22 protein-coding genes are annotated in these 26,288 nt (G+C 69.1%); 9 read left to right on the top strand and 13 right to left on the bottom strand.

Annotated features, from left to right (window positions below; all coding sequences use genetic code 11):
• Positions 1–38: 38 nt before the first annotated feature.
• From BLW81_RS04425 to BLW81_RS04445, 5 genes are all read right to left on the bottom strand, one after another.
• Positions 39–914, bottom strand: coding sequence for an enoyl-CoA hydratase/isomerase family protein (locus BLW81_RS04425; protein ID WP_157897882.1), 876 nt, complete (start codon positions 912–914; stop codon positions 39–41).
• Positions 915–919: 5 nt separating this feature from the next.
• Positions 920–2,440: a fatty-acid--CoA ligase FadD4 gene (gene fadD4 / locus BLW81_RS04430; protein ID WP_083406160.1), complete on the bottom strand. Its 1,521-nt coding sequence runs from the start codon at positions 2,438–2,440 to the stop codon at positions 920–922.
• Between the two features lie 129 nt (positions 2,441–2,569).
• Entirely contained in the window at positions 2,570–4,393 is a 1,824-nt protein-coding gene (locus tag BLW81_RS04435) for a phosphoenolpyruvate carboxykinase (GTP) (protein WP_083406161.1), read from the bottom strand.
• Positions 4,394–4,576: 183 nt separating this feature from the next.
• Complete coding sequence (locus BLW81_RS04440) at positions 4,577–6,013, bottom strand: hypothetical protein (protein ID WP_083406162.1); 1,437 nt, start codon at positions 6,011–6,013, stop codon at positions 4,577–4,579.
• Entirely contained in the window at positions 6,010–6,957 is a 948-nt protein-coding gene (locus BLW81_RS04445; RefSeq protein WP_407662313.1) for a hypothetical protein, read from the bottom strand. The genes BLW81_RS04440 and BLW81_RS04445 overlap by 4 nt, the downstream gene beginning before the upstream one ends.
• Positions 6,958–7,142: 185 nt before the next feature.
• Between BLW81_RS04445 and trmB the strand changes: the two genes are divergently transcribed.
• Genes trmB through BLW81_RS04460 form a run of 3 tightly spaced genes read left to right on the top strand, consistent with a single transcriptional unit; the run spans position 7,143 to position 11,645 of the window.
• Positions 7,143–7,916, top strand: a complete 774-nt coding sequence (gene trmB / locus BLW81_RS04450; RefSeq protein ID WP_083406163.1) for a tRNA (guanosine(46)-N7)-methyltransferase TrmB — start codon at positions 7,143–7,145, stop codon at positions 7,914–7,916.
• A complete protein-coding gene (locus BLW81_RS04455; protein WP_083406164.1) occupies positions 7,913–8,620 on the top strand; it encodes an NYN domain-containing protein in 708 nt (235 codons plus the stop codon). Before trmB ends, BLW81_RS04455 begins: the two co-directional genes overlap by 4 nt.
• Before the next feature lie 49 nt (positions 8,621–8,669).
• Positions 8,670–11,645 (top strand): trehalose monomycolate exporter MmpL3, encoded by a 2,976-nt coding sequence (locus BLW81_RS04460; protein WP_083406165.1) that lies wholly within the window; start codon positions 8,670–8,672, stop codon positions 11,643–11,645.
• Between the two features lie 3 nt (positions 11,646–11,648).
• Here the strand turns inward: BLW81_RS04460 and BLW81_RS04465 are convergent, their stop codons facing one another.
• A complete protein-coding gene (locus BLW81_RS04465) occupies positions 11,649–12,797 on the bottom strand; it encodes an AI-2E family transporter (protein WP_083406166.1) in 1,149 nt (382 codons plus the stop codon).
• A 75-nt stretch (positions 12,798–12,872) separates the two neighbouring features.
• Between BLW81_RS04465 and BLW81_RS04470 the strand changes: the two genes are divergently transcribed.
• On the top strand, positions 12,873–13,931 hold the full coding sequence (locus BLW81_RS04470; RefSeq protein ID WP_083406167.1) for a lysylphosphatidylglycerol synthase transmembrane domain-containing protein: 1,059 nt from the start codon (positions 12,873–12,875) through the stop codon (positions 13,929–13,931).
• Positions 13,931–14,308 (top strand): DUF3054 domain-containing protein, encoded by a 378-nt coding sequence (locus BLW81_RS04475; RefSeq protein WP_083406168.1) that lies wholly within the window; start codon positions 13,931–13,933, stop codon positions 14,306–14,308. The genes BLW81_RS04470 and BLW81_RS04475 overlap by 1 nt, the downstream gene beginning before the upstream one ends.
• Here the strand turns inward: BLW81_RS04475 and BLW81_RS04480 are convergent.
• From BLW81_RS04480 to BLW81_RS04495, 4 genes are all read right to left on the bottom strand, one after another.
• Positions 14,261–15,634: a sensor histidine kinase gene (locus tag BLW81_RS04480; RefSeq protein WP_083406169.1), complete on the bottom strand. Its 1,374-nt coding sequence runs from the start codon at positions 15,632–15,634 to the stop codon at positions 14,261–14,263. The genes BLW81_RS04475 and BLW81_RS04480 overlap by 48 nt on opposite strands.
• Positions 15,631–16,299 (bottom strand): response regulator transcription factor, encoded by a 669-nt coding sequence (locus BLW81_RS04485; RefSeq protein WP_173839698.1) that lies wholly within the window; start codon positions 16,297–16,299, stop codon positions 15,631–15,633. Before BLW81_RS04485 ends, BLW81_RS04480 begins: the two co-directional genes overlap by 4 nt.
• A 63-nt stretch (positions 16,300–16,362) precedes the next feature.
• On the bottom strand, positions 16,363–16,737 hold the full coding sequence (locus BLW81_RS04490) for a heme-binding protein (protein WP_083406171.1): 375 nt from the start codon (positions 16,735–16,737) through the stop codon (positions 16,363–16,365).
• A gap of 179 nt (positions 16,738–16,916) precedes the next feature.
• On the bottom strand, positions 16,917–17,480 hold the full coding sequence (locus BLW81_RS04495) for a hemophore (protein WP_083406172.1): 564 nt from the start codon (positions 17,478–17,480) through the stop codon (positions 16,917–16,919).
• A gap of 340 nt (positions 17,481–17,820) precedes the next feature.
• On the opposite strand from BLW81_RS04495, the gene BLW81_RS04500 reads away from it, so the two are divergent.
• The 3 genes from BLW81_RS04500 to BLW81_RS04510 are packed head-to-tail and all read left to right on the top strand — an operon-like array spanning position 17,821 to position 21,655.
• The gene (locus BLW81_RS04500; protein ID WP_083406173.1) at positions 17,821–20,733 is read left to right on the top strand and encodes an MMPL family transporter; all 2,913 of its coding nucleotides are present in this window, start codon (positions 17,821–17,823) and stop codon (positions 20,731–20,733) included.
• On the top strand, positions 20,730–21,248 hold the full coding sequence (locus BLW81_RS04505) for a helix-turn-helix domain-containing protein (RefSeq protein ID WP_157897584.1): 519 nt from the start codon (positions 20,730–20,732) through the stop codon (positions 21,246–21,248). Before BLW81_RS04500 ends, BLW81_RS04505 begins: the two co-directional genes overlap by 4 nt.
• The gene (locus BLW81_RS04510; RefSeq protein WP_083406174.1) at positions 21,248–21,655 is read left to right on the top strand and encodes a CoA-binding protein; all 408 of its coding nucleotides are present in this window, start codon (positions 21,248–21,250) and stop codon (positions 21,653–21,655) included. The genes BLW81_RS04505 and BLW81_RS04510 overlap by 1 nt, the downstream gene beginning before the upstream one ends.
• 25 nt (positions 21,656–21,680) lie before the next feature.
• On the opposite strand, the gene BLW81_RS04515 is transcribed toward BLW81_RS04510, so the two are convergent.
• Together BLW81_RS04515 and BLW81_RS04520 are read right to left on the bottom strand one after the other, a co-directional pair.
• Positions 21,681–22,370 carry a hypothetical protein gene (locus BLW81_RS04515; RefSeq protein WP_083406175.1) on the bottom strand — a complete coding sequence of 230 codons (690 nt, stop codon included), beginning with the start codon at positions 22,368–22,370 and terminating at the stop codon, positions 21,681–21,683.
• Positions 22,367–22,957: a hypothetical protein gene (locus tag BLW81_RS04520; protein ID WP_083406176.1), complete on the bottom strand. Its 591-nt coding sequence runs from the start codon at positions 22,955–22,957 to the stop codon at positions 22,367–22,369. The genes BLW81_RS04515 and BLW81_RS04520 overlap by 4 nt, the downstream gene beginning before the upstream one ends.
• A gap of 39 nt (positions 22,958–22,996) precedes the next feature.
• Between BLW81_RS04520 and BLW81_RS04525 the strand changes: the two genes are divergently transcribed.
• Positions 22,997–24,976, top strand: a complete 1,980-nt coding sequence (locus BLW81_RS04525) for a M13 family metallopeptidase (RefSeq protein ID WP_083406177.1) — start codon at positions 22,997–22,999, stop codon at positions 24,974–24,976.
• A gap of 51 nt (positions 24,977–25,027) precedes the next feature.
• Here the strand turns inward: BLW81_RS04525 and BLW81_RS04530 are convergent, their stop codons facing one another.
• Positions 25,028–26,056: a L,D-transpeptidase gene (locus tag BLW81_RS04530; protein WP_083406178.1), complete on the bottom strand. Its 1,029-nt coding sequence runs from the start codon at positions 26,054–26,056 to the stop codon at positions 25,028–25,030.
• Positions 26,057–26,288: the final 232 nt, after the last annotated feature.

The following is a 26,288-nucleotide window of genomic DNA, read 5'->3' on the forward strand; positions in this document are numbered from 1 at the left end:
GTAGTTGGTGGCGGTGAGCGCAACCCACTACACCGAAATCACGCGATGGCGTCGATCAATCCCCAGCGCAGCGCGGTCGGCGGGTCGATCGTCCGGCCCGACAGCACGAGATAAGCGGTGCGCCAGCGGCCGATCCGCCGGGTGATGCTGACGGTCCCGCCCGCCCCCGGGATCAGCCCGAGGCTCAGTTCGGGCAGCCCGAACACCGCGTCGGCGGTGGACTCGACCCGACCGCAGAACGCCGCCATCTCCAGACCGCTGCCCAACACCTGACCGTGCACCTGCGCACGGCATCGATTGCCCAGTCGCGCAGTCAGTTCCGCCAACACCAGCGCCGGGCTGTACCGCGTCCTGGCGAAGTGAGCGGTGGCCGGGTCGGTGAAACTGCCGAATTCCGCGAGGTCACCGCCGCTGCAGAACGACGGTCCGTTGCCTGACAGCACGACCGCGGTGACCGACGGGTCGACCCGCGCCACCTCAAGCGCCTCGAGCAGCGCGGCGCGCGCATCGGTGGAGAACGCATTGTGCCGCTGCGGCCGGTTGAACTTGACGAACAGGGTGTCGTCGACGCGTTCGGCCACAACGGGATCCGGCGATGCGGGCGCCTGCGCGGGGCCGCGTTCGGAGAGCCAGCGGGCGAACTCCTGGCCGGACTGCAGTGTCGAGTACGCCAGCGACTCGGTGATCACCCCGGTGAACGCCGGCGCATCGGGGTCGAAGGCGCGCAGCACGTCGTCACAGATTCCCGCGGCCTGCGGCCAGCGGTCGCAGCGCTCACGCAGCTCGTCGATCGCCGCGGAGACCGACGCGACAGTGACCGCTCGACGGTCGTCGGTGTCGTGCTCGGTCAGCGTGAAGGTGGCGTCGTCGGAGGGTGTTTCGATCGCGACGACGACCCCGCCGGGCAACTCGATCGCGGTCACGAGTACTTCTTGATCAGCTCCTGCTTGTACAGCTTGCCGGTGAAGGTGCGCGGCAGCTGCGCCTCGAACGTGATCGACCGCGGACACTTGTAGTGCGCCAGCCGATCCCGCAGCCAGCCGATCAACTCGTCGGCGAATTCAGGGGCGGCGTCGGCGGGGTCGACGGTCTGGACGACACCGTGAACCCGCTGGCCCATCTCGTCGTCGGGCACCCCGAACACCGCCGCATCCAACACCTTCGGATGGGTCACCAGCATGTTCTCGGCTTCCTGCGGATAGATGTTCACACCGCCGGAAATAATCATGTGGTGCCTGCGGTCGGTCAGGTAGAGGTAGCCCTCCTCGTCGACGTAGCCGATGTCGCCGACGGTCATCCAGCCGTGCTTGTTCTGCGCCTTGGCCGTCTTCTCCGGGTCGTTGAGGTACTCGAACGCGTGGCCGCCTTCGAAGTAGATCTCACCCGGTTCGCCCGGCGGCAGTTCGTTGCCCTCTTCGTCGCAGATGTGCAGGCTGCCGGTCATCGGCCTGCCGACTGAACCCGGATGGGCGAGCCACTCCTCGGCGCTGATCAGCGTCGAACCATGCGCCTCCGAGGAGGCGTAGTACTCGTCGATGATCGGGCCCCACCAGTCGATCATCTGCTTCTTGATCTCGACCGGACACGGCGCGGCGGCGTGGATCACCCGCTTCAGGCTCGACACGTCGTACGAACTACGCACGGACTCCGGCAGTTTCAACATGCGGGTGAACATCACCGGCACGAACTGCCCGTGCGTGACGCCGTAGCGCTGGATGGCGTCCAGCGCGCCTTCGGCGTCGAACTTCTCCAACACGACCGTCGTGTAGCCCGCGGCCTGCACCGTCATCGACCAGACCGACGGCGCCGTGTGGTACAGCGGAGCCGGGCTCAGATACACCGAGTCGGGCTGCATCCACACCGCGACGAGCATGGTCATCAGCCCCGGGGCCTCAGCCGGGGACAGGTGCGGCAGTTCGCGTTTGATGCCCTTGGGCCGGCCCGTGGTGCCCGACGAGTACTGCAGCAGATCGCCCTCGATCTCGTCGTCGATCGGGGTGTCGGGGTGTCCGGCAACGCATTCGGGGTAGCGCTGCCAGCCGTCCAATTCGTCATCGGCGATGACGAGCAACTCGGGCAGGCCGTTGGGCAGCTCGGCGCCCAGGCCCTCGAGCGTCTTGCGCAGCGCCGCCGATCCGATGATGCCCTTGGCGTTGCTGTTGTCGATGATGTAGGCCGCTTCGGCGGACGTCAGGTGCGTATTGATCGGCACGTAGTACAGACCGCTGCGCCGCGCCGCCCACATCACGGCGTGAATGTGCTCGTTGTTCTCCATCAGGATCGCAACGGTGTCGCCCTCGACCAGTCCGTGCTGGCGGAAGTGGTGGGCCAGTCGGTTTGCCCGCGCCTCGAGATCGGCGAACGTCACCACGGTGCCGCTCGGATGCATGATGATGGCGGGCTTGTCGGGCGTGGCCACGGCATGTTCGCGGATCTGCATGGACCGACTTTACGACGTCCGGAATTGACAGGTGTCAAGAGGGGCCCGCCAGCCCCGACCACCAGACGCAAAATGCCCCAATTCCGCGTGGGAATGGGGCACTTTGCGTCTGCTCGCGCAGAGAACGACTTACTCCGCTTCGAGGCGGTGCTTCAGGGCGTCGAACTCGTCCTTGATGCCGGTCGGCAACTTCTCGCCGACGAACTCGAACCACTCCTCGATCTGCGGCAGCTCTTGGCGCCACTCGTCGACGTTGACCGCCAGCGCGGCGTCCACGTCAGAGGGGTCGACGTCGAGGCCGGTGAGGTCGAGATCCTCGGCGGTCGGGACGGTGCCGATCGGGGTGCTCTTGCCGTTGGCCCGGTGCTCGATGCGGTCGATGACCCACTTCATCACGCGGCTGTTCTCACCGAAGCCCGGCCACAGGAAGCGGCCGTCGTCGCCACGGCGGAACCAGTTGACGAAGAAGATCTTCGGCATCTTGGATTCGTCGTTGTCCTTGCCCAACTTGATCCAGTGGGCGAAGTAGTCGCCGACGTTGTAACCGAGGAACGGCAGCATGGCCATCGGGTCGCGGCGCACGGTGCCGACCTTGCCCTCGGCGGCGGCCGTCTGCTCGGAACCCATGGTGGCGCCGAGGAAGACGCCGTGCTGCCAGTCGCGGGCCTCGGTCACCAGCGGAACCGTGGTCTTGCGGCGGGCGCCGAACAGGATCGCCGAGATCGGCACGCCCTGCGGGTCGTCCCACTCGGGGGCCAGCGTCGGGCACTGCGACATCGGGGTGCAGTAGCGCGAGTTCGGGTGCGCGGCCTTCTCACCGGACTCGGGGGTCCAGTCGCGGCCCTTCCAGTCGACCAGGTGCTGCGGGTCGCCCTCGAGGTCTTCCCACCACACGTCGTTGTCGTCGGTGAGCGCCACGTTGGTGAACACGGTGTTGCCCGCCGCGATGGTCTTCATCGCGTTCGGGTTCGACTTCCAGTTGGTGCCCGGCGCGACGCCGAAGAAGCCGAACTCGGGGTTCACCGCGTACAGCCGGCCGTCCTTGCCGAACCGCATCCAGGCGATGTCGTCGCCGACGGTCTCGGCGCGCCAGCCCGGGATCGTGGGCTGCAGCATCGCGAGGTTGGTCTTACCGCACGCCGACGGGAACGCCGCCGCCACGAAGTACGACTTGTTCTCCGGGCTGATCAGCTTGAGGATCAGCATGTGCTCGGCGAGCCAGCCCTCGTCGTGGGCCATCGCCGAGGCGATGCGCAGCGAGTAGCACTTCTTGCCCAGCAGCGCGTTGCCGCCGTAGCCCGAGCCGTAGCTCCAGATCTCCCGGGTCTCGGGGAAGTGGCTGATGTACTTGGTGTCGTTGCAGGGCCACGGCACGTCCTTCTGGCCCGGCTCCAGCGGCGCGCCGATCGAGTGCAGCGCCTTGACGAAGAAACCGTCGGTGCCCATCTTGTCCAGCGCGGCCTTGCCCATGCGGGTCATGGTGCGCATCGAGACGACGACATACTCCGAGTCGGTGATCTCGACGCCCAGCTTGGGGTCCTCGGCGCCGAGCGGGCCCATGCAGAACGGCACCACGTACATGGTGCGTCCGCGCATCGAGCCGCGGTACAGCTCGGTCATGGTCTCGCGCATCTCGGCGGGGGCCATCCAGTTGTTGGTGGGGCCGGCGTCGATCTCGTTCTCGGTGCAGATGTAGGTGCGTGACTCGACTCGGGCCACGTCGGAGGGGTCGGAGAGCGCCAGGTAGGAATTCGGCTTCTTCTCGTCGTCGAGGCGCTTGAACGTGCCGGCGGCGACGAGCTGCTCGCAAAGCCGGGCGTTCTCTTCGTCAGAGCCGTCGGCAAACACCACGCGGTCGGGCTGCGTCAGCTCGGCGACCTCTTGAACCCAGGCGAGCAGACCCTTGTGTTTCGTCGGTGCGGTGTCCAAACCGGGGATGGTCGCTGCGGTCATGAAAATCTCCTGTGTCTGTTGCTGCCAGGACCCAAGGCTCCGTATGCGCCACCCAGACAGGAATCGGCGGCGCTGCGTTCCTTATCAAGAGGTTAACGCGGGTGAGATACCCGCGGTGAATCGGGAGTATGTCCGATCACTCACAGGAACGATTCAGAAAGGGCTTTTCGGCGGTTTTATCGATCAAGCCGACGCCGAGATCTCGGTGCGCACCGCTTCGAGTACCCGTTTCAGCGACGGCAACCGGCGGTCCCGTTCGGTCGCGGCGCGGGCGGTCTCCAGCGCATGCTGGCGCAGTTCGGCGTCGACCTCGGCGATGCGCTCCTGCGCGGCCTGCGCGTCGCGTTCGTCGCGGGCGGCCGATTCGGCGCTGAACGCGCTCTCGGCGGCCAGCACCCGGGTGGCGACCCGCTCCTCGACCGTCGACCTCAGCGCGGTGAAGACGTCGGAAACCCAGCGGTCGAGCACCCCGCGGTCGTACAGCAACCCGCGGATGCCCACCACCCACACCGTCAGCGTCAACCCCAGGACCGCGCCGACGGCCAGGCCCGCGACGGTCAGCCCCGGTGCCAGACCGGCGAACAGCCGCGTCACCATCAGCGCCACGCCAAGCCCGAAGCCGGCGCCGAGGACCGTCATCAGTTGAGTCTCCAACCGCCGCGACTTCAACGGCGGCGGGTCGATCACCGGGGCGTCCGGCGGGGTCGGCGGCCGCGGCGCGGGCAGCTGAAGCTGGGCCGCCACGTCGGCCACCTGCGCGGTGATGCCTTCCTCTACTTCTGTGACGACGTCGGCCGCCCGGCGTCGCACCTGCGCCTCGAAGTCGCCGAGCTGGCGTCGGCCCAGTTTCGAGGCGTCGTCGGCCAGCTCGGCGCGCACCGATGTGCACCGGTTGCGCGCGAAGTAGCCCAGCTGCAGCCGGGCCTGTTGGACCTGGGTGCGCAGCGCGATGGTCCGCTCGGATTTCGCCAGCCGCCGCCCGCGGGTGATGTCGTCGCGGTTCTGCTGCAGCGTCGCCACCCGCGCCCGCCTGCCTGTTCCGTCACCGTCGGCGGTGTACCGGTCGATCAGCTCTTGGATACGGGTTTCCCACGCCCGCAACCGGTTTCGGCGGACCAGCTCGGGATCGGCCAGCCGCTGACGCAGCAGACCGACGAGTTCGTCGACGCGCGGCTCACCCAGATCCGGTGCGGCCGCGGCGCCCACCCACGGCACGTGCGCATACCGCTCCGACCACCCGCTCAACGCCTCCCGGTCGGCGGTCAGCACCTCGCGCCAGCCGCGGTAAGTGTCGATCTTCGACACCACCCCGACCACCAGGTCGGTGTGGCGGCTCACCAGATCGACCAGCTCGCAGTCGGATTCGGTCAACGGTGTCGCCGCCGACACGACGAACACCACGGCCAGCGGCGCGTCGCCGGTGGCGAGGTCGTCGGCCTCGACGACGGTGGTCTCGGACATCCGGTCGCGCAGTGCGGCGGCCAGGCTGGTGCTGCCCGCCAGCCACGGCCCTGTCACCAGCACCACGTCGCGGGCCCGCACCGCGGGCGGGGTCAGTCCCGGTTCGACCGCGGCGACGACGGCGTCGGCGGCCGCGACCTGGTCGGCGACCGTGTTCATCGCGTGCGGCCCAGCAGCCGCAGGGAGCCGCGGCTGATGTCGGCTGCGCACGCCCGGTGCAGCGCGGTGACCGGTCCCCGCCCGTAGCGCCGCCAGTGGGTGGCGCGCCGCAGGTGGGCGCTCGGAGAGTCACCGCGGTCGACGTGGGCCCCGGCGGCCTCCACCACGTCGACCGCCGCGCCCATCACCGCCAGCACGGTGTCGTCGGTGGTGAGCAGGTCGGCGAGTCGCCGGTCGCGGGATTGCGCCGCGATGGCGTGCACGTCGGCGATCGCGGTCCGCAGCCGTTCGTAGCGCTGCGGCGCGGCCGCCGCGTGCAGATTGTCGACGACCCGGTCGAGGTTGCTCAGCTGCCGCAGGTGCGGCACCAGGTCCGCGGCCGTCGCGCCCCTGGAGAGCGTCAGCACCGCGTGGGCGATGCCGAACCGGTCCAGCGCGTCGAGCAGCCGGGCGCGCACGTCGCTCGGCACCGGGTGCGGGCACCGGACGAACCCGTCGGTCGACGACAGGTCCGCCGGCTCGGTGACCAGCGTGTGCAGCGCGGCGAGCAGGTCGTCGGCCAGCGCGACGTCGGCCAGCAGCGCCGCCATCGGCACCGTCGGCAGCCCGGTCACCGCCCGGTGGTGCGCGGCGCGGTGGTGGGCCGCCGCGAGCGGACCGCCCGGGCCGTATCCGGACAGGTCGGCCTTGTTGAGCACGACGACGGCGGGCCGGCGCGACGCGTCGACCATCGCCAGGTCCTCACGCTTGGGAGCCTCGGCGATCACCAGCACATCCACGTCCGCGCCGGCGGACACCACCGTCACACCCGCGCCGCCGAGCGCCTTGGCGACCGTGCGCACGCCCACGCCGGGCCTGCCGTGCACCGCGACCCGCGTCGGCGCCGCCAGCCGCCGCACGATCGGCATCAGCCGCGGATCGCGGTCCTGCGCGATCTGCCTCAACGCGTCGACGAAAATCGGGTGACCCTCCCTGTCGGTGGGCCTACGTGTATCGAGCCCGCCACGACGATGGTGGCATCCCGCCGCACCCACGGCGAGCACGCCGTTTCCCGGCCTGGGGACAACTTCCGGGCCGAAGGCAACTGTTGGGTATCAATCTGTACCACGATGCGGGTACTCGACCCCTGATGAGCGACCATGGACGGATGCATCAACCCGGACCCGATGTCGCCGACGCGTCGGCTTCGGGTCCCGAAACCCCTGCTGACCGGTACCGCTTCCCGCGCGTCACCAGCTTCCGCACCCGGCGCAGCACTCTGTCGGCTGCCCAGCAGGCGACCTGGGAGCGGCTGTGGCCGGAGCTGGGGATGCATGCGCGCGACGGCGACGTTCCGGCCCCCCGGCTGGACACCGACGCCTGGTTCGGCCGGTCCGCGCCCATCGTCCTGGAGATCGGCTGCGGCACCGGCACCTCGACGCTGGCGATGGCGCAGGCCGAACCGCATCTCGACGTGGTCGCGGTGGAGGTCTACCGGCGCGGGCTGGCGCAGCTGCTGTCGGCCATCGACCGCGCGCACGTCACGAACATCCGGCTGGTCCGCGGCGACGGCGTCGACGTGCTGCAGCACATGTTCGGCCCGGACTCGCTGACCGGCGTGCGGGTGTTCTTCCCGGACCCGTGGCCCAAGGCCCGCCACCACAAACGCCGCCTGCTGCAGCCGGGCACCGTAGCGCTGATCGCCGACCGGCTGCGTCCCGGTGGCGTGCTGCACGCAGCCACCGACCACGCGGACTACGCCGAGCACATCGCCGAGGTCGGCGACGCCGAGCCCCGGCTGCGCCGGATCAGCCCGTCGGACGCGTTGCCGATCTCCGTGCAGCGACCGGTCACCAAGTACGAGGGCAAGGCGCAGCACGTCGGCAGCGCCGTCACCGAACTGCTGTGGGAGAAGACGTCATGAGCGTCACCGAAGACCTCGGACACAGAGAAGAACACAGAGAAGAAGTAGCCCCGCCGCCCGAGCCGCCGACCGACGGGACGGCCCGGGTGCTGCTGGTGTGGGACGCACCGAACCTCGACATGGGGCTGGGCTCCATCTTGGGGGGACGGCCGACCGCCGCGCACCGCCCGCGCTTCGACGCGCTGGGCCGCTGGCTGCTGGCGCACACCGCGGAGCTGTCGGCGACGCGCCCGAACGTGTCCCTGGAGCCCGAGGCCACGGTGTTCACCAACATCGCCCCCGGCAGCGCCGACGTCGTCCGGCCGTGGGTCGAAGCGTTGCGTAACGTGGGGTTCGCGGTCTTCGCGAAACCGAAGATCGACGAAGACAGCGACGTCGACTCCGACATGCTCGACCACATCGCGCTGCGCCGCAGCGAGGGTCTGGCCAGCGTGTTGGTGGCCTCCGCCGACGGGCAGGCCTTCAAACTTCCCTTGGAGGACATCGCCCGCGACGGCATTCCGGTTCAGGTGCTCGGATTTCGCGAACATGCGAGCTGGGCGCTAGCGTCGGATACCTTGGAGTTCGTCGACCTGGAGGACATTCCTGGTGTTTTCCGGGAACCGCTACCGCGAATCGGCCTCGATTCGCTGCCCGAGCAGGGGGCATGGTTGCAGCCGTTCCGGCCGCTGTCCTCGCTACTGACCTCGCGCGTGAACAACTGAAGTGCGCAGGGCCGGTGTTGACTTGAGAAAACCCGAGTAAGGAGCTTACGTGTTCGCCTGGTGGGGTCGAACGGTGTACCGGTATCGATACATCGTCATCGGCGTCATGGTTGCGCTCTGCCTCGGTGGCGGTATCTACGGGATCTCCCTCGGTAACCACGTCACGCAGAGCGGCTTCTACGACGAGGGCAGCCAGTCGGTGCACGCCTCGGTCATCGGTGACGAGGTCTACGGGCGCGACCGCACCAGCCACGTCGTCGCGATCCTGACCCCGCCCGACGGCGAGAAGGTCGACAATCCCGAGTGGCAGCGCGACGTCGTCGGCGAGCTCGACACGTTCGTCAAGGACCATCCGGACCAGGTGGTGAGCTGGGTCGGGTGGCTGCGAGCGCCCGACGCGGCCAGCGAAACCGTCCAGCAGATGAAGACCAGCGATCTGTCGAAGACGTTCGTCAGCATCCCGCTCAAGGGCGACACCGACGACGAGATCCTGAAGAACTACCAGGCCGTCGAACCGGACCTGCAGAGCATCAACGGCGGCGACATCAAGCTCGCCGGGCTCAACCCGCTGGCCAGCGAGTTGACCGGCAGCATCGGCGAGGATCAGCGCCGCGCTGAGGTCGCGGCGATCCCGCTGGTGTGCGTGGTGCTGTTCTTCGTGTTCGGCGGCGTCGTCGCCGCGGCGCTGCCCGGCATCATCGGCGGCCTGACCATCGCCGGCGCGCTGGGCATCATGCGCCTGCTCGCCGAGTTCATGCCCGTGCACTTCTTCGCCCAGCCGGTGGTGACGCTGATGGGCCTGGGCATCGCGGTGGACTACGGCTTGTTCATGGTGAGCCGGTTCCGGGAGGAGATCGCCGAGGGCTACGACACCGAGGCCGCCGTGCGTCGCACGGTGATGACCTCGGGCCGCACCATCATGTTCTCGGCGGTGATCCTGGTCGCGTCGTCGGTGCCGCTGCTGTTGTTCCCGCAGGGCTTCCTGAAATCGATCACCTACGCGATCATCGCGTCGGTCATGCTGGCGGCGATCCTGTCGATCACCGTGTTGGCCGCGGCGCTGGGCATCCTGGGCGCCAACGTCGACGCGCTCGGCGTGCGCACCCTGCTGCGGGTGCCGTTCTTCCGCAACTGGAAGCCGATGCGGGTCTACCTCGAGTGGCTCTCGGAGAAGACGCAGAAGACCAAGACGCGTGCCGAAGTCGAGAAGGGTTTCTGGGGCAAGCTCGTCAACCGGGTGATGAAACGGCCGGTCGCGTTCGCGGCGCCGATCGTCATCGTGATGATCCTGCTGATCATCCCGCTCGGCCAACTGGCGCTGGGCGGCATCAGCGAGAAGTACCTGCCGCCGGACAACCCGGTCCGCTCGGCGCAGGAGGAGTTCGACCGGGTGTTCCCCGGGTTCCGCACCGAACCGCTGACCATCGTGATGGAACGCGACGACGGCGAGCCGATCACCGATCAGCAGATCGCCGACATGCGCAACAAGGCGATGACGGTGTCCGGGTTCATCGACCCCGAGGACGACCCGTCGAAGATGTGGCAGGAACGGTCCGTCCAGGAGGGCGGATCCAAGGACCCGTCGGTGCGGGTGATCCAGAACGGTCTGGAGAACCGCAACGACGCGGCCAAGAAGATCAACGAGCTACGTGAGCTGACGCCACCGCGCGGGGTCAACGTAAGTGTCGGCGGCACACCGGCTTTGGAGCAGGACAGTATCCACAGCCTGTTCGACAAGCTGCCGTTGATGGTGACACTGCTGATCGTCACGACGACGATCCTGATGTTCCTGGCGTTCGGGTCGGTGGTGTTGCCGATCAAGGCCGCGGTGATGAGCGCGCTGACGCTCGGTTCGACGATGGGCGTGCTCACCTGGATGTTCGTCGAGGGCCACGGTTCAGGCTTGATGAACTACACGCCACAGCCGCTGATGGCGCCGATGATCGGGTTGATCATCGCGGTGATCTGGGGCCTGTCGACCGACTACGAGGTGTTCCTGGTCTCGCGCATGGTGGAAGCCCGTGAGCGTGGCATGTCGACCGCCGAGGCGATCCGCATCGGTACCGCGACCACCGGCCGGCTGATCACCGGCGCCGCGCTGGTGCTGGCGGTCGTCGCGGGCGCGTTCGTGTTCAGCGACCTGGTGATGATGAAGTACCTCGCGTTCGGTCTGCTGCTCGCGTTGCTGCTCGACGCCACCGTCATCCGAATGTTCCTGGTGCCGGCGGTGATGAAGCTGCTCGGCGACGACTGCTGGTGGGCGCCGAAGTGGATGAAGCGCATCCAGGAGCGGCTCGGCCTCGGCGAGACCGAACTGCCCGACGAGCGCAGGCGTCCGGCGGTGCGCGACGGTGTCGAGAGCCCCGAGGCGTTGGTCGGTGCGGGTGCGCCTGTGCCGCCGCGTCCGCTCGATCGGCCGCGCCCACCGCACGATCCGACGCATCCGGCCGCCGAGGGTTCGACGCGTCCGGGAGCGACGCGGGCCGCACCGCGGGCGACCGCACCGTCGGTCGCCGGCACGACCCGGATCCCAAGCGCGGCCCCGCCCGCCGACGAGCCGCAGACCACCAAGCTGTCGATCGCGAAGAACGCCGTCCGCAACGCGGTGACCAACGCCGCCGCCGCGACGCGTCAGGCCGCCAGGCCGCCGGCACCGCCCGCCCCGCCGGTCCCGCCGGAAGGCCGCGGCCGCCCGGCGCGTGAGGAACGTGAGATCGAGTCGTGGCTCGGCGAACTGCGCGGCACGTCCGCTCCCCCGCCTCCGGCACCGCCCGGACCGCGACCGCCCCGCCCGCCGCGTCCCGCACCCGACGCCGGCAACGAGCCGACGACCGCGATCCCGACCGCGCGGCCGACGCCCCCGCGGCAGGACCCCGATGCGACGACGGCGATCCCGACGCCGCAAGCGGGGAAGGATGTCGAGGCCGCGACCGAGAAGCTCAACACGCGCGAGGACGAAGAACGTCAGCGCCGTGGCGGCGGGGTCAGCGCACAGGACCTGCTGCGCCGCGAAGGCCGGCTGTAGGGCTCAGCTTTCGGGAACGTCGTCGGATTCGGCCTTGACGAGCGGGCCGTCGTCGGCGTCGAGCGCCTCCTGCTCGGCTTCGGGGTCGCGGGCTACCAGCACGCGCACCGCGCTGTTGAGGAACGCCAGGGCGGGCACGGCCAGCAGCGCGCCGACGATTCCGGCGAGCACACCGCCGCCGGCGATCACCAGCACGATCGCCAACGGGTGGATCGACACCGCGCGGCCCATCACCAGCGGCTGCAGCACGTGGCCCTCCAACTGCTGCACCGCGATGATCAACCCGAGCGTGATCAGCCCGTAGATCGCGCCCTTGGCGATCAGCGCGACGATCACCGCCAGGAAGCCGGTGACGACCGCGCCGACCAGCGGGATGAACGCGCCGAGGAACACCAGCGAGGCCAACGGCAGCGCCAGCGGTACCCCCATGATCGCCAGGCCGGTGCCGATGCCGATCGCGTCGACCAGCGCGACGAGGAACGTCGCGCGGATGTAGCCGATCAGCGAGTGGAACCCGGCGCGGCCCGCGTCGCGCACCCGCCCGCGCACGTCGGTCGGGAAGATCCGGGTGACGAACTCGTAGATGTTGCGCCCGCCCTGCAGCAGGAAGATCAGCGTGAACAGCACCAGCAGCGCGCCGGTGACGATCTCGGTGACGGTGCCCGCCGTCGACAGCGCGCCGCTGGTCAGCCGCTCCTGGTTGTCGCGCAGCGCCTCGATCGCCGCGTCGCCGGAGCGTTCGATCTGTTCGCGGCTCAGCCCCAGCGGCCCGTCGACCAGCCAGGCGCGCAGGCCGTCGATGCTGCGGCTGACCTGCTCGGTCAGCTCGGGAGCGCCCTCGATGAACTGGCTGACGACGAACGCGAGGATCCCGCCGACCACCGCGAAACCGCTGAGCAGCATCAGCGCCACCGCGCCACCGCGCGGCGCCCCGCGGCGGTCGAGGAAGTCGACGGCGGGCATCAGCAGCGCGGCCAGCATCGTCGCCAGCGCCACCGGCACGACGATGATCTCCAGCCGCTTGACCGTCCACAGCAGCACGACGACGGCGGCAAAGATGAGCAGCAGTCGCCACGACCAGGCTGCGGCTTTGCGGACCAGGGGCGTCACCGCCGCGTCACCGATCGGATCGAGGGAGGAGCCGGCGGGCATCCCGATAGCGTAACGGCCTGCTCCCATGATCATCGGATCTCCGGAATCGGCGGCGACACGCTCTACTCTTACGTCGTGGCCCACGATGCGCCTGCGAGGGCAGCCCGCACCCAGGGGACCGCCCGCAGCAAGTACTGGTGGTTGCGGTGGGCGATCCTCGGTGTCGCGGTCGTCGTGTTGACCGTCGAGCTGGGCCTGGTCTGGGATCAGTTGGCCAAGGCGTGGCACAGCCTCTACACCGCACAGTGGTGGTGGGTGCTGGCCGGGATCGGCACGGCGCTGGCGTCCATGCACTTCTTCGGCGACATCCAGCGCAAGCTGCTGCGTTCGGCCGGTGTGCCGGTGCGGCAGTGGCGTTCGCAGGCCGCGTTTTATGCGGGCAATTCGTTGAGCACGACGCTGCCCGGCGGGCCGGTGCTGTCGGCGACGTTCATCTACCGCCAGCAGCGGATGTGGGGCGCGACGCCGGTGATCGCGTCGTGGCAGCTGGTGATGTCGGGTGCGCTGCAGGTCATCAGCCTGGCGCTGCTGGGGTTGGGCAGCGCGTTCTTCCTCGGCGCCAAGCACAATCCGTTCTCGTTGATCTTCACGCTGGCCGGGTTCGTGATGCTGATCGTGTTGGCGCAGGCGGTCGCGTCGCGGCCGGATCTGCTCGACGGCATCGGTGTGCGGGTGCTGTCGTGGGTGAACTATCTGCGCGCCAAGCCGTCCGACAACGGGCTGGCCAAGTGGCGCGAGACGCTGGCGCAGCTCGAGTCGGTCAAGCTGAGCCGCGGCCAGCTCGGCGTGGCTTTCACCTGGTCGATGTTCACGCTGGTGACCGGGGTGGGCACACTGCTGTTCGCCTGCTACGCCGCCGGCGGGAAGCCGTCGCTGCTCGGGGTGATCGTGGCGTACGTCGCCGCCCGCGCGGTCGCGTCGATCCCGCTGATGCCGGGCGGCCTGCTGGTGGTCGAGGCCGTGCTGGTGCCCGGCCTGGTGTCCAGCGGGATGACGTTGGCGTCGGCGATCTCGGCGATGCTGATCTACCGGCTGATCAGCTGGATCTTCATCGCCGCGATCGGGTGGGTGGTGTTCTTCTTCATGTTCCGCACCGAGACCGACGTGGACCCCGACGCCTGTGAGGACGCCTGATGCCCGTCGCGAGCCCGGAGACCACGCGCGCGGCGCTGTCCGCGTTGGCGACCGATCTGGCGTGTGTCGTGGTGTTCGCGGCCATCGGCAGGCGCAGCCATGCCGAGGGCCTCGACCTGACCGGAATAGCTTCGACCGCTTGGCCTTTCGTGACCGGGGCGGCGGCCGGCTGGGTGCTGTCGCTGGGCTGGCGGCGGCCCTACGCGCTGTTGCCCACCGGTGTCGCGGTGTGGGTGTGCACGATCGTCATCGGCATGCTGCTGCGCAAGCTCACCGACGCCGGTACCGCACCGGCTTTCATTGTGGTGGCGTCGATTTCGACTGCGGTGCTACTTCTCGGCTGGCGCGCCGGCGTCCATTTCATGACCCGTCGCTGACACCGTCAGCGTCGCGCGCAACCCGCCCAGCGGGCCGTCGGACAACTCGATGTGCCCGCCGTGCAGCTGCGCCTGCTGCGCGACGAGCGCCAGGCCGAGTCCCGACCCGCCGGGAGCCGCGGTGCTGCCGCGGGAGAACCGGCCCAGCACCGCGGTGTGCTCCTCGACCGGCAGTCCGCAGCCGTTGTCGTCGACGGTGATGGTGATCATCGAGCCGTGCCGGTGCGCGGCGAGCACGATGCGGCTGGAGCGGCCGTGGGTGACCGCGTTGCGCACCAGGTTGTCCACCGCCAGGCGTAAACCGCCCGGCCAGCCCCAGATGGTGCCGAGGTCGTCGTCGGCCTCGACGACGATCTCGACCGCGCCGCCGACGCGGGCGTTCTCCCGGGCCACCCGGTCGAGAAGTTCTGTGACGACGATGATTTCGCGGTCCTCGGCCTGCGCGAGCTGACCCGAAGCCAGCTGCCCCAGCGCGGTGATGATGGCTTCGACCCTGCGTTGCGCGCGGGACAGGTCGGCCACCACTTCGTCGCGCTCCTCGGCGGGCAGGTCGTGGATGCGCAGGGTGTCGAGGTCGGCGCGCATCGCGGTCAGCGGGGTGCGCAACTCGTGGGCGGCGTTGGCCGCGAAGTCCTGGGCGGCCTGCAGCGAGTTCGTGGTGGCCTGCTGGGCGGCGGCCAGGCGGCTGAGCATCGCCGACATCGCCTCGGACAGGTCCTCGGCCTCCCGAACGCCACGCACCTCGGGCATGTCGTCGCTGCCCTCGCCGAGCGTCTTGGTGTGTTCGGTGAGCCTGCGCAGCGGCCGGATCGCCGGGCCCGCGAGCAGCCAGCCCAGCCCGGCGGCGATCAGCACTGTCACCACGCCGACACCCGAGTAGAGCGGAATTCGCCTGGGGCTCAACAGGATACTGTCGGCGCGGATGCCGATCGACACCAGCATCCCACCGTCCTCGTTGACCGTGACGGTGCGCACCCGGTACTCGACGCCGTTGACCTCGACGGTCTCGGTGCCCGGCGGCAGCGGCGGCAACTGGAAGCCGCGCTGGAACACCACCTGACCGGAGGACCGGGACCGCCCGGTGGTCAGCACACCGCGGCGCGGATCTCCCCTGCCTTGCGGCGGGGTCCCCAGCAACTGATCGGGGGACATGCTGGCGTCGACGATCGAGTCGAGCCGCCGATCCAGTTGCACCTCATCGTTGTTCGCCAACACCACCGAGGTCAGGATGAGGAAGGCGGCGACGACGGCCGACGCCGCGGCCGCCGAGGCGACCGCCACCCGCGTGCGCAGCGACGCCGAGCGCAGGATCCGCGGCGCCCTCACGACTCCTCGCGCAGCACGTATCCGATCCCGCGCACCGTGTGGATCACCCGCGGCAGGCCGTCGCGTTCGAGCTTGCGCCGCAGATACGAGATGAAGACGTCGGCGACGTTGGTGTCGACGTCGAAGTCGTAGCCCCACACGAGTTCGAGCAGACGCTGCCTGCTGAGCACCACACCGGCGTTCTCCACCAGCACCGCGAGCAGATCGAACTCCCGCTTGGTCAGGTCCACGCGTTCGCCTTCGACGAAGACCAGTCGGCGGGCGGTGTCGATGGTCAGCGGGCCGACCGTCATGGTGTCGGACTGCTGCTCGGAGTGGCTGGACCGGCGCAGCAGCGCGTGCAGCCGGGCGACCAGCTCGCCGAGGTCGAACGGCTTGGTCAGGTAGTCGTCGGCGCCGGCTTCCAGCCCCGCGATGCGGTCGTTGACGGTGTCGCGGGCCGACAGCACGCAGATCGGGATGTCGTTGCCCAGCGCCCGCAGCGCGGTCACGACGGCGACCCCGTCGAGCTCCGGCATCTGCACATCGAGCACCAACGCGTCGTGAGACTCGTTGGAGAGCAGTCGCAGTGCTTCCTTGCCGGACGCAGCGACCCGAACGTCGAACCCCGAGTGGCGCAGTCCGCGCGCAACGGAGGTCCGTACGTCCGGGTCGTCGTCGACCATCAGCACGGTGCGGCCCGCACCTTCGGGGTGCGCGGCCGACTCAGGTGCCAACCGGACGCTGGCCTAGCTGTCGGCCAGGCCGTCGCCGTTGGTGTCGCCGCAGCGGTTCTTGATGTCGACAAGAGGCTGGCGGATACCGGTCAGGTCGGCCTTGGTCTGAGGATTGGCGTTCAGGTAGTCCTGCACCTTGGTCCGGACCTCTTCGCGCGGCAGGCCCTCGAGGCTGGTGAAGAACCAGTTCACGTCCGGATGGGTGAACAGGTAAGCCGAGGTCGACGCCGAGACGCCGGACGCCACGCCGGCGAGGTCGGCGGCCGTGCAGTTCGGCGGCTCAGCGCCGGCCGTGGGCATCGCACCGAAGAACATCGCACCGGCAATTGCGCCGGTGCCGACCGCGCCAGCTACCGCACGTCGCGCAATACGGGCCGAGAGCAACATGGACAGGCTCCTTCATCAAGAGTGGTGTGGCCGTAACCAGGCCGGTTACCGATTGGGACCAACGCTGAAAAGCTAAGCAGAATGTCGGCCGACTTTCTTGCCTTGCGCTCAACCAATCGTGAGAAACTCCGAAACCCCAGGTCAGCGAGGGCCGGAGAAGTAGCTGCGCGTCGCGGTCGTCAGGGCAGACCGGCGATGGCCGACCCTGGCAGCGGCCCACCGCCCTGCGAAATTGTCGTCGCCGCAGGTGTTTGCGAGGCGGCACCCGCAGCGGGCAGCCCCGCCGTCTGTGCGGTCGGCGCCTGCGCCGGCAAACTCGCGGGCAGCCCGCCGTTCTGCTGCGCAGCCTGCATGAGCCCGAGCAACTGCGGCATGGTCAGCGGCAGGTTGCACTTGCCCGACAGGCTGGTCAACGGTTGCTGCAGCTGTTGCATGTCCTTGGCGACGGAGGGGTTGGCGTCGAAGTAGTTCTTGAGCATCGCCAGCGACTGCGGTCCGGCCTGCTGCTTGGCGATCGTCGTCAGCACCTGGTTGGTCTGCGGATGCTGGTCGAGGTAGTTGCCGGTCGACGTCGCCACCGAACCGATCGTCCTGGCGACCTCGCTGGCCGCGCACGGGTCCTGAGCGGCCGTCGCCGATGGGGCCGACGGCATTGCCAGGGCCGCGACCGCGGCCCCGCCCGCGGCGCTGGCAGCGAACACGGCGAACAAACCTCGACGCATCGCACGCGCGGTCGTTTTCATGGACAACTCCTAACGGTTTGCGAACGGACGACGGACGTCGCAAACGCACTCGCAACGGACAGCAACGATGTCCCCGACGGCGCTACGGCCAGCGCTCATCCTGCCATCCGCGCGGTTGGAGCCGCCAATCCAGCGAGCAAACCCACAGCTGAGAGGCAGTGCGACCACAGCCGCGGGTAACGGTTCGGCGGCGATTCGCGAGAACTCCATTAGAGCGGCGTGAGGCGATGCTGGCATCTTCTTGGGGCCGCTTGAAGGGCGCGGCAGCCTACCTCACGCTGTTGTACGCTTCGGGCACGCAACGCCGGGCAGAAAGCGGGGACATCCGATACAGCAGTTCATGATGCGCTTGAGCAGCAACCTGCGCAGATATCGCTGGGCGGTGTTCGCCGTATGGCTGCTTCTCTTGGCACCTTCGATCTACCTGGCGTTGAACCAGTCCGGCCATCTCACCGGTGGCGGCTTCGAGGTCGAAGGCTCCCAGTCGTTGCGTGTGCAGCGCGAACTCGAAGAGCACTTCCCCGATCAGGGGGCGTCTCCGCTGGCGCTGGTCGCTGCCCCGCGCGCGGACGCGTCGTTCGACGACATGAACCGCGCGGTCGCCGAACTCGAACGGCTCGCCGCCGAGGTGCCCAGCGTGACGGTGGTGCCGAACCCGCCCGGCGCGGCCGGCCAACCACCGCCGCAGCCCGACCGCCCCTACGTCATCACGCTGCAACTGGACTTCGACAACACCGGTGCCGTCGACGTCGCCAAGCAGCTGCGGCAGAAGGTCGGCATCCAGGGCGAGGACCCCGGCGAGCTCGAGGACGGCCGGGTGAAGGCCTATGTGATCGGGCAGGGCGCGCTCGGCGCCGCCGCGACGCAGGCCACCAAACACGACATCGCGCAGGCCGAGAAGTGGAACCTGCCGATCGTCCTGATCATTCTGCTCGCGGTGTTCGGCTCGCTGGCCGCCGCGGCGATGCCGCTGCTGCTCGGCATCTGCACCGTCGTGGTGACGATGGGGCTGGTCTACCTGCTGTCGAAGTACACCGCGATGTCGGTGTTCGTCACGCCGACGGTGTCGATGTTCGGCATCGCGGTGGCCATCGACTACTCGCTGTTCATCCTGATGCGGTTCCGCGAGGAGCTGCGCGCGGGCCGAGAACCCGAGCAGGCCGCCGACGCCGCGATGGCCACGTCCGGGCTGGCGGTGGTGCTGTCCGGGGTGACCGTCATCGCGTCGGTGACCGGGATCTACCTGATCCAGACGCCGGTGCTGGTGTCGATGGCGACCGGCGCCATCCTGGCGGTCGCGGTGGCGGTGCTGACCGCCACCACGCTGACCCCGGCGGTGTTGGCGACGTTCGGCCGGGCCGCGGCCAAACGGTCGTCGTACCTGCACTGGTCCCGGCGCCCGGAGTCGACGCAGTCGCGGTTCTGGACCCGCTGGACCGGGTGGGTGATGCGGCGGCCGTGGGTGTCGGCGCTGGCGGCCTCCGCGCTGCTGCTGGCGCTGGCCGCGCCGGCGTTCTCGATGGTGCTGGGCAACAGCATGCAACGCCAGTTCGAGCCGACCCACGAGATCCGCGGCGGCGTCAACGCCGCCGCGGAGGCCCTCGGCCCCGGCGCGCTCGGCCCCGTGCGGGTGCTGATGTCGTTCCCCGAGGGCAACGCCGCGTCAGCCCCGGCCAAGGAGCCTCTGCTCGACGCGGTGCGCCAGCGGATGGCCCAGGCGCCCAACGTGGTGTCGGTCAGCCCCGCGGCGTTCGGCGAGGACTACCGGCACGCGCTGCTGTCGGCGGTGCTGTCGGTCGACCCCGAGGACATGGGCGCCCGCGAGACCGTCGACTGGCTGCGCGCCGAGCTGCCGGGAACGCCCGGGCTCGGTGACGCCAAGGTCGACGTCGGCGGCCCGACCGCGCTGATCAAGGACTTCGACGACCGGGTGTCGGCCACCCAGCCGTTCGTGTTCGTGTTCGTCGCGCTGATCGCGTTCCTGATGCTGCTGGTGTCGATCCGGTCGGTGGTGCTGGCGTTCAAGGGTGTGCTGATGACCGTGCTGTCGGTCGCCGCGGCCTACGGCAGCCTCGTCGTGGTGTTCCAGTGGGGCTGGCTGGAACGGTTGGGCTTCGAGCCGATCACGTCGCTGGACAGCACGATCCCGCCGCTGGTGCTGGCGTTGACGTTCGGCCTGTCGATGGACTACGAGATCTTCCTGCTCACGCGGATCCGGGAGCGCTTCCTGCAGACCGGCAACACCCGCGACGCGGTGGCCTACGGCGTGAGCACCAGCGCCAGGACGATCACCAGCGCGGCGCTGATCATGATCGCGGTGTTCATCGGGTTCGCGTTCGCGGGCATGCCGCTGGTCGCGCAGCTCGGGGTGGCGTGCGCGGTGGCGATCGCGGTGGACGCCACCGTCGTGCGGCTGGTGCTCGTGCCCGCGCTGATGGCGATGTTCGACGAGTGGAACTGGTGGCTGCCGCGCTGGCTGAACCGCATCCTGCCGTCGGTGGACTTCGAGAAGCCGCTGCCCAAGGTCGAGAACACCGACCTCATCATCATTCCCGACGACCTGTCGTCGCTGTCGCCGAGCGGATCGGAACTGCGGCTGGCGGTCAGGTCGGCGGCGAAGCTCAAAAACCTTGCCCCGCAGGCAGTTACGGTTGCCGACCCGCTGGCGTTCAGCGGCTGCCGCCCCGTCACCAAGCTGCGCAGCGCCGAACGGCTCAACGGCACGCACCGCAACGGTGCCGGCAGCACCGCGGTGACCACCGCGACCCGGCTGCCGGTGCATCCGGTGACCATGTGGAACGGCCGGCTGTCGGTGGCGCTCGACGCACTGGCCACCGAAACCGACTACGCGCGGGCCCCGGTGGAACGGCGCAGCCCGATGGAAACCACCAACGTCCAACTCCCGACCGGTGATCGGCTGCAGATCCCGACCGGCGCCGAGACACTGCGACTGAAGAGCTACCTGATCATGTGCCGCAACACCACCCGCGATTTCGCGGAGTTTGCCGATCTGGTCGAGTCGATGGAGACTCGTACCGCCGCAGAGGTACTGACCGCCATGGACCGGTACTACTGTGGACAACAGTCAAGGAAGCAGTGGGTGGCTACCCAGTTGGTCCGCCGTTTGGCCGACCCGCAGCCTTCCGACGAGCACGACACGCGGATGTCGGGCCCTGAGGCGGAGGCGGAGTGGGCCAAGGTCAAAGAGCGGTGCCTTTCGGTGGCGGTCGCGATGCTGGAGGAGGCGAGGTGACGGTGACGTCCGACATTCGCCGTCGCGAGCCTGCCCCCGGCGACCGTCCGCTGCCGCAGAACGGCCGGCCGCCGGCCGACGAGCGGCCCGTCGAGTTCTGGCCGACCTCAGCGATCCGGGCGGCACTGGAGACCGACGACCTGGCGGTGTGGCAGCGCATCGTCGCCGCGATCAAACGGGACCCGTTCGGCCGGACCGCGCGTCAGGTCGAAGAGGTGCTCGAAACCGCTCGGCCGTACGGCGTCTCCAAGGCGCTGTCGGAGGTGCTGAGCCGCACCCGCGAACACCTCGAGGCCAACGAGCGCGAAGAGGTGGCGCGCCACATCCGCGTGCTGCTCGAACATTCCGGGCTGGGCCAGCAGGAGTTCGCGTCCCGCATCGGCGTACCCGCCGACGACTTCGCGAAATACCTGCACGGGCAGACCAGCCCGTCGGCGGCGCTCATGGTGCGGATGAAGCGGCTGTCGGAGCGCTTCGGCCGGATGCGCGCGGGCAGGCAGGCCGGCGAGGGCTGATGGATCTCGCACAGATCCTGCGTGACACCCGCTCCATCGCGATCGTCGGCGCGTCGAACAACCCCGCCCGCGCCAGCCACGACATCTGGACCTACCTGAAGGCCGCCGGCGGCTACGACCTGTATCTGGTCAACCCGACGATCAGCGATGTCGACGGCACCCCGGTCTACCCGTCGCTGGCCGACCTGCCGGTGGTGCCCGACCTGGTCGACGTGTTCCGCCGCCGCGACCACCTACCCGAGGTACTCGCCGACACCATCGCCGTCGGCGCCAAGGTGCTGTGGCTGCAACTGGGGCTGTGGGACCCGCAGATCGCCCGCGACGGTGAGGCCGCGGGACTGCAGGTGGTGATGGACCGCTGCATCAAGGTCGACCACGCCCGCCTGCTCGGCTCGGCAGGCTTCTAGTTTCTCTGAGCCTCTGGGCCGAGCGTCAGCGGGAGTGGATCGGCGACACGTCGTCGACCAGCCAGCGTCCGTCGGTTTTCGTCAACGTCACCCGCAGCGCGAGCACCGCGGTGTCCGACGGCTTACCCGGTGCACTCTGCGTGCCGTGCAGGATCACCGCGACGCTGGCCGCCGACGGGCCGATCGCCTCGATACCCGCCGACACCGTGCTCGCCTGCGCCGACACCTTGCGACTCGTCAAATCCCTTGCCACCGCTGTGAACTCGTTCTTGAACGCGTCGGCACGGTCGGGTGCCATCAGCGCTGCGGCGCGGTCGATCGACGCGGTGGGGTTCTGCGGGGTGAACGTCGCCGAGGCCTCGGCCACACTGCTGGCGATGCCCACCACCTCCGCGCTGTCGTTGCGCAGAGTGCGGTCGGGCACCGTCCACTTCAGGTAGCCGACGAGCACCGCGGCCACCACCGCCAGCGTCGCGACCGCCGCCACGCCGAGCCGCAACGCGGGCCCGTCGTCGTCGGTGCCGACGGTCACCGCGTCGCGGCGCGCGAGCACCACGTTGACGACCGCGCCCTCGACGATCAGCAGGCACAGCACCGAACACACCGAGACCCACCACAGCGGCCAGCCCAGCGCCATCCCGATGTAGACCAGCGCCGCGATCGCTGACAGGGGTGCCGCGACGTCGAACGCCGCGACCCGCCACGCATTCCTCATCGGATCGGCTCCAGCCGCGAGATCATCAGGTTGCCGTCCACATCGGAGACGTCGAGGCGCAGCGTCCAGCGCACCGTCTTCGGTTTGTCGTCGCCGACGTTCTCGCTGACCGACGTCGCGACCACCGTCACCGTGTCGGTACGCGACGCGAACTCGTCCAGCTCGGGCTGGGGCCGCGGCGGGCGGGCACCGTCGGGACCGGGGGGCGGATGGTAGATCGACTCCACCGCCACCGAGTCGATCTGTCCCGAGGTGCGCGACTGCAGGGTCTGCACCAGGCGGCGGTACGGCTCGACGGCGGCGTCGAAGTCGGCGTTGAGCTGGCCGACGGTGCCCTCGTGCAGCTTGACCATGTCGGCCTGCACGGTGTCCTTGTTCATGTTGATCAGCACGCCGGTCCACTCGGCGGCGGCCTGCATCACGCGGGTGCGGTAGTGCAGCTCGTCGGCGTCGCTGCGGTGCTGGGTATAGACCAGCGCGGCCAGCGCCACGGCGGCCACCGCGATGACCCCCAGCACCGTCGACGCGATGCCGTACCGGGTGAAGACGGGACCGTCGTCGGCTTCGGTGGGCTCGTCCTCGGGCATGCGCGTGAGGGTACCGGGACGTTCTGGCACCCTGGTGGGGTGACGGTAGAAGCGATCAAATCCGGCATCGACCTGAGCTACGTCGACGCCGACGCCCGCCCGCAGGACGACCTCTTCGGCCACGTGAACGGCCGCTGGCTCGCCGAGTACGAGATGCCCGGCGACCGCGCCACCGACGGCGCCTTCCGGTCGCTGTATGACCGGGCCGAGGAGCATGTCCGCGACATCATCACCGAGGCCGCCGAGTCGGGCGCGGCTCCCGGCACCGACGAGCAGCGCATCGGTGACCTCTATACGAGCTTCATGGACGAGGAAGCGGTCGCCGGCCGCGGTGTGCAGCCGCTGCTCGACGAGCTCGCCGCGATCGACGCCGCGGCGACGCCCCAGCAGCTGGCCCAGGTGCTCGGGAAGTTGCAGCGCACCGGCGTCGGCGGCGGCGCCGGGGTCTACGTCGACACCGACTCGAAGGACTCGACGCGATATCTGCTGCACCTGAGCCAGTCCGGGCTCGGCCTGCCCGACGAGTCCTACTACCGCGACGAGCAGCACGCCGAGATCCTGGCCGCCTACCCGCAGCACATCGCCGCGATGTTCAGGCTGGTGTTCGGGTTCGGTGACCACGACGAGACGGCGGCGCGCATCGTCGCGCTGGAGACCAAACTGGCCGCCGCGCACTGGGACGTCGTCAAGCGTCGTGACGCGGACCTGACCTACAACCTGCGCGCGTTCGCCGACCTGACCGACGAGGCGCCCGGCTTCGACTGGGCCGGCTGGGTCACCGCGCTGGGCACCACACCGGACAAGGCCGCCGAAGTGGTTGTCCGCCAACCTGATTACCTGACCTCATTCGCGGAGGCCTGGTCGGGCGCGGATTTCGATGACTGGAAGAACTGGCTGCGGTGGCGGCTCATCCATGCGCGCGCGTTCCTGCTCACCGACGACCTGGTCGCCGAGGACTTCGCGTTCTACGGCCGCAGGCTCTCGGGCACCGAGCAGATCCGGGACCGGTGGAAGCGCGCGGTGTCGGTGGTGGAGAGCCTGATGGGCGACGCGGTCGGAAAGCTGTACGTGCAGCGGCATTTCCCGCCGAAGGCCAAGGACCGGATGGACGAGCTGGTGGCCAACATCCGCGAGGCCTACCGGGTCAGCATCAACTCGCTGGACTGGATGACGCCCCAGACGCGGGAGAAGGCGCTGGCCAAGCTCGACAAGTTCACGCCGAAGATCGGCTATCCCGCGAAGTGGCGCGACTACTCGGCGCTGGTGATCGAGCGCGACGACCTGTACGGCAACTACCGCCGGGGCTACGCGGTCGAATACGACCGCGAGATGGCCAAGCTCGGCGCACCCGTCGACAACGACGAGTGGTTCATGACGCCGCAGACCGTCAACGCGTACTACAACCCGGGGATGAACGAGATTGTCTTCCCCGCAGCGATTCTGCAGCCGCCGTTCTTCGACGCCGACGCCGACGACGCCGCCAACTACGGTGGTATCGGTGCGGTGATCGGTCATGAGATCGGCCACGGCTTCGACGACCAGGGCGCCAAGTACGACGGTGACGGCAACCTCGTCGACTGGTGGACCGACGAGGACCGCACCGAGTTCGGTTCGCGCACCAAGAAACTCATCGAGCAGTACGAGGAGTACGTGCCGCGGCAGCTGAGCAACGGGCATCACGTGAACGGCGCGTTCACTGTCGGCGAGAACATCGGCGACCTCGGCGGCCTGTCGATCGCGCTGCTGGCCTACCGGCTGTCGCTGAAGGGCGAAGAGGCGCCGGTGCTCGACGGGCTCACCGGCGAACAGCGGGTGTTCTTCGGCTGGGCGCAGGTGTGGCGCACGAAATCCCGTGACGCCGAGGCGATCCGTCGACTCGCGATCGACCCCCACTCACCGCCGGAGTTCCGCTGCAACGGCGTGATCCGCAACATGGACGCGTTCTACGAGGCGTTCGAGATCAGCGAGGACGACGCGCTGTACCTGGACCCGCAGCGCCGGGTGCGTATCTGGAACTAGCGGTTTCGGTGCGCTAGCAGTCGCGTGGCGATTGCTAGCGCACCGAACCCGTCAGAAAATCTGCCAGTCCGACGCGCCGTCGGGTTGGTTGTAGAGCCCGCCGTCGGTGTTCTTGATGACGACCGCGTCGCCGGAACCGAAGTTGTCGTAGAACCACTGGGCGTTGGCCGGGCTGAGGTTGATGCAGCCGTGGCTGACGTTCTCCTCACCCTGCGATCCGACCGACCACGGCGCGCTGTGCACGAAGATGCCCTGGTTGTCGATGCGCACGGCGTTCTTCACCTTGAGCTTGTAGCCGTCCGGCGAGTCGACCGGCACGCCGTAGGTCGACGAATCCATCACGATGTCGGGGAACTTCTCCAGCACGTAGTAGGTGCCGTTACGAGTTTCGTTGCCCGCCTTGCCCATCGAGATCGGGAACGTCTTCTCGAGCTTGCCGTTGCGGTGGATCTCCATCTGCTTGGTGGCGTCGTCGATGGTGGCCACCAACTGCTCGGGCACGCTGAAGCTGGACTTGGTGCCCGAGGCGTCGATGTTGACGACGGTGCCCGCGGGCCAGAAGTCCTGCGGACGCCAGCGCACCTGGGTGTCGCTGGTCCAGTAGAACCGGCCGGGGACCGGCGGGTTCGACGAGATGTGGATCGCGTCCTCGGCCATCTTGCGGTCGGCGATCGGCCGCTGGAAGTTGATGTAGATCGGCTTGGCGGCGCCCACGATCGAGCCGTTGGTCGGGTTGAACGACGGCGGCGCGAAGACCGGCGCCCCGACGTACGGCGTCGGGTTCTGCCCGGCGGGCGTGCCCTCGGGGATCGGCTGCTGCTGCGCCAGCGGATTGGCCGGCGGGAAGAACGGGTTGGCCGGGGCCGGCGCGGCGGGCGGCGCCTCGGCGGGAGGCGGCGGCGCCGGTGCCGCGAACGGGTCGGCGGGCGGCGGAGGCGCGAACGGGTTCACCGGTGGCGGTGGCGGCGGGGGCGGAACCGGCGGCTGGGCCAGCGCGGACGGGGCGCTCAGGACCATCCCGCCGACCAGCCCGGCCGCCATGATGGCGGTGAGCAGCCGGCTACGCATCGGCCTTCGCATACAGAACCTCCCGATCGAGAAACTTCGTCCAGTGTGGCATAGCGCCCGATCATGATGAGCCCGCGCGCGGCCCCGAACGCCTTGGTCGTCCGCCCAAATCTCGTCGTTGACCTGCAGGGTTCATCGCCGCTGCGGGGTGGTTGTTACATCGCGCGCGAGACGGGATGCTCGGGGGAGCTAGATCCGGTTGTCACCGGGTAACCCGTCGTCGCCCCCTACCAGGAAGGATCTT

Source organism: Mycolicibacterium rutilum, from assembly GCF_900108565.1.
Lineage (GTDB): Bacteria > Actinomycetota > Actinomycetes > Mycobacteriales > Mycobacteriaceae > Mycobacterium > Mycobacterium rutilum.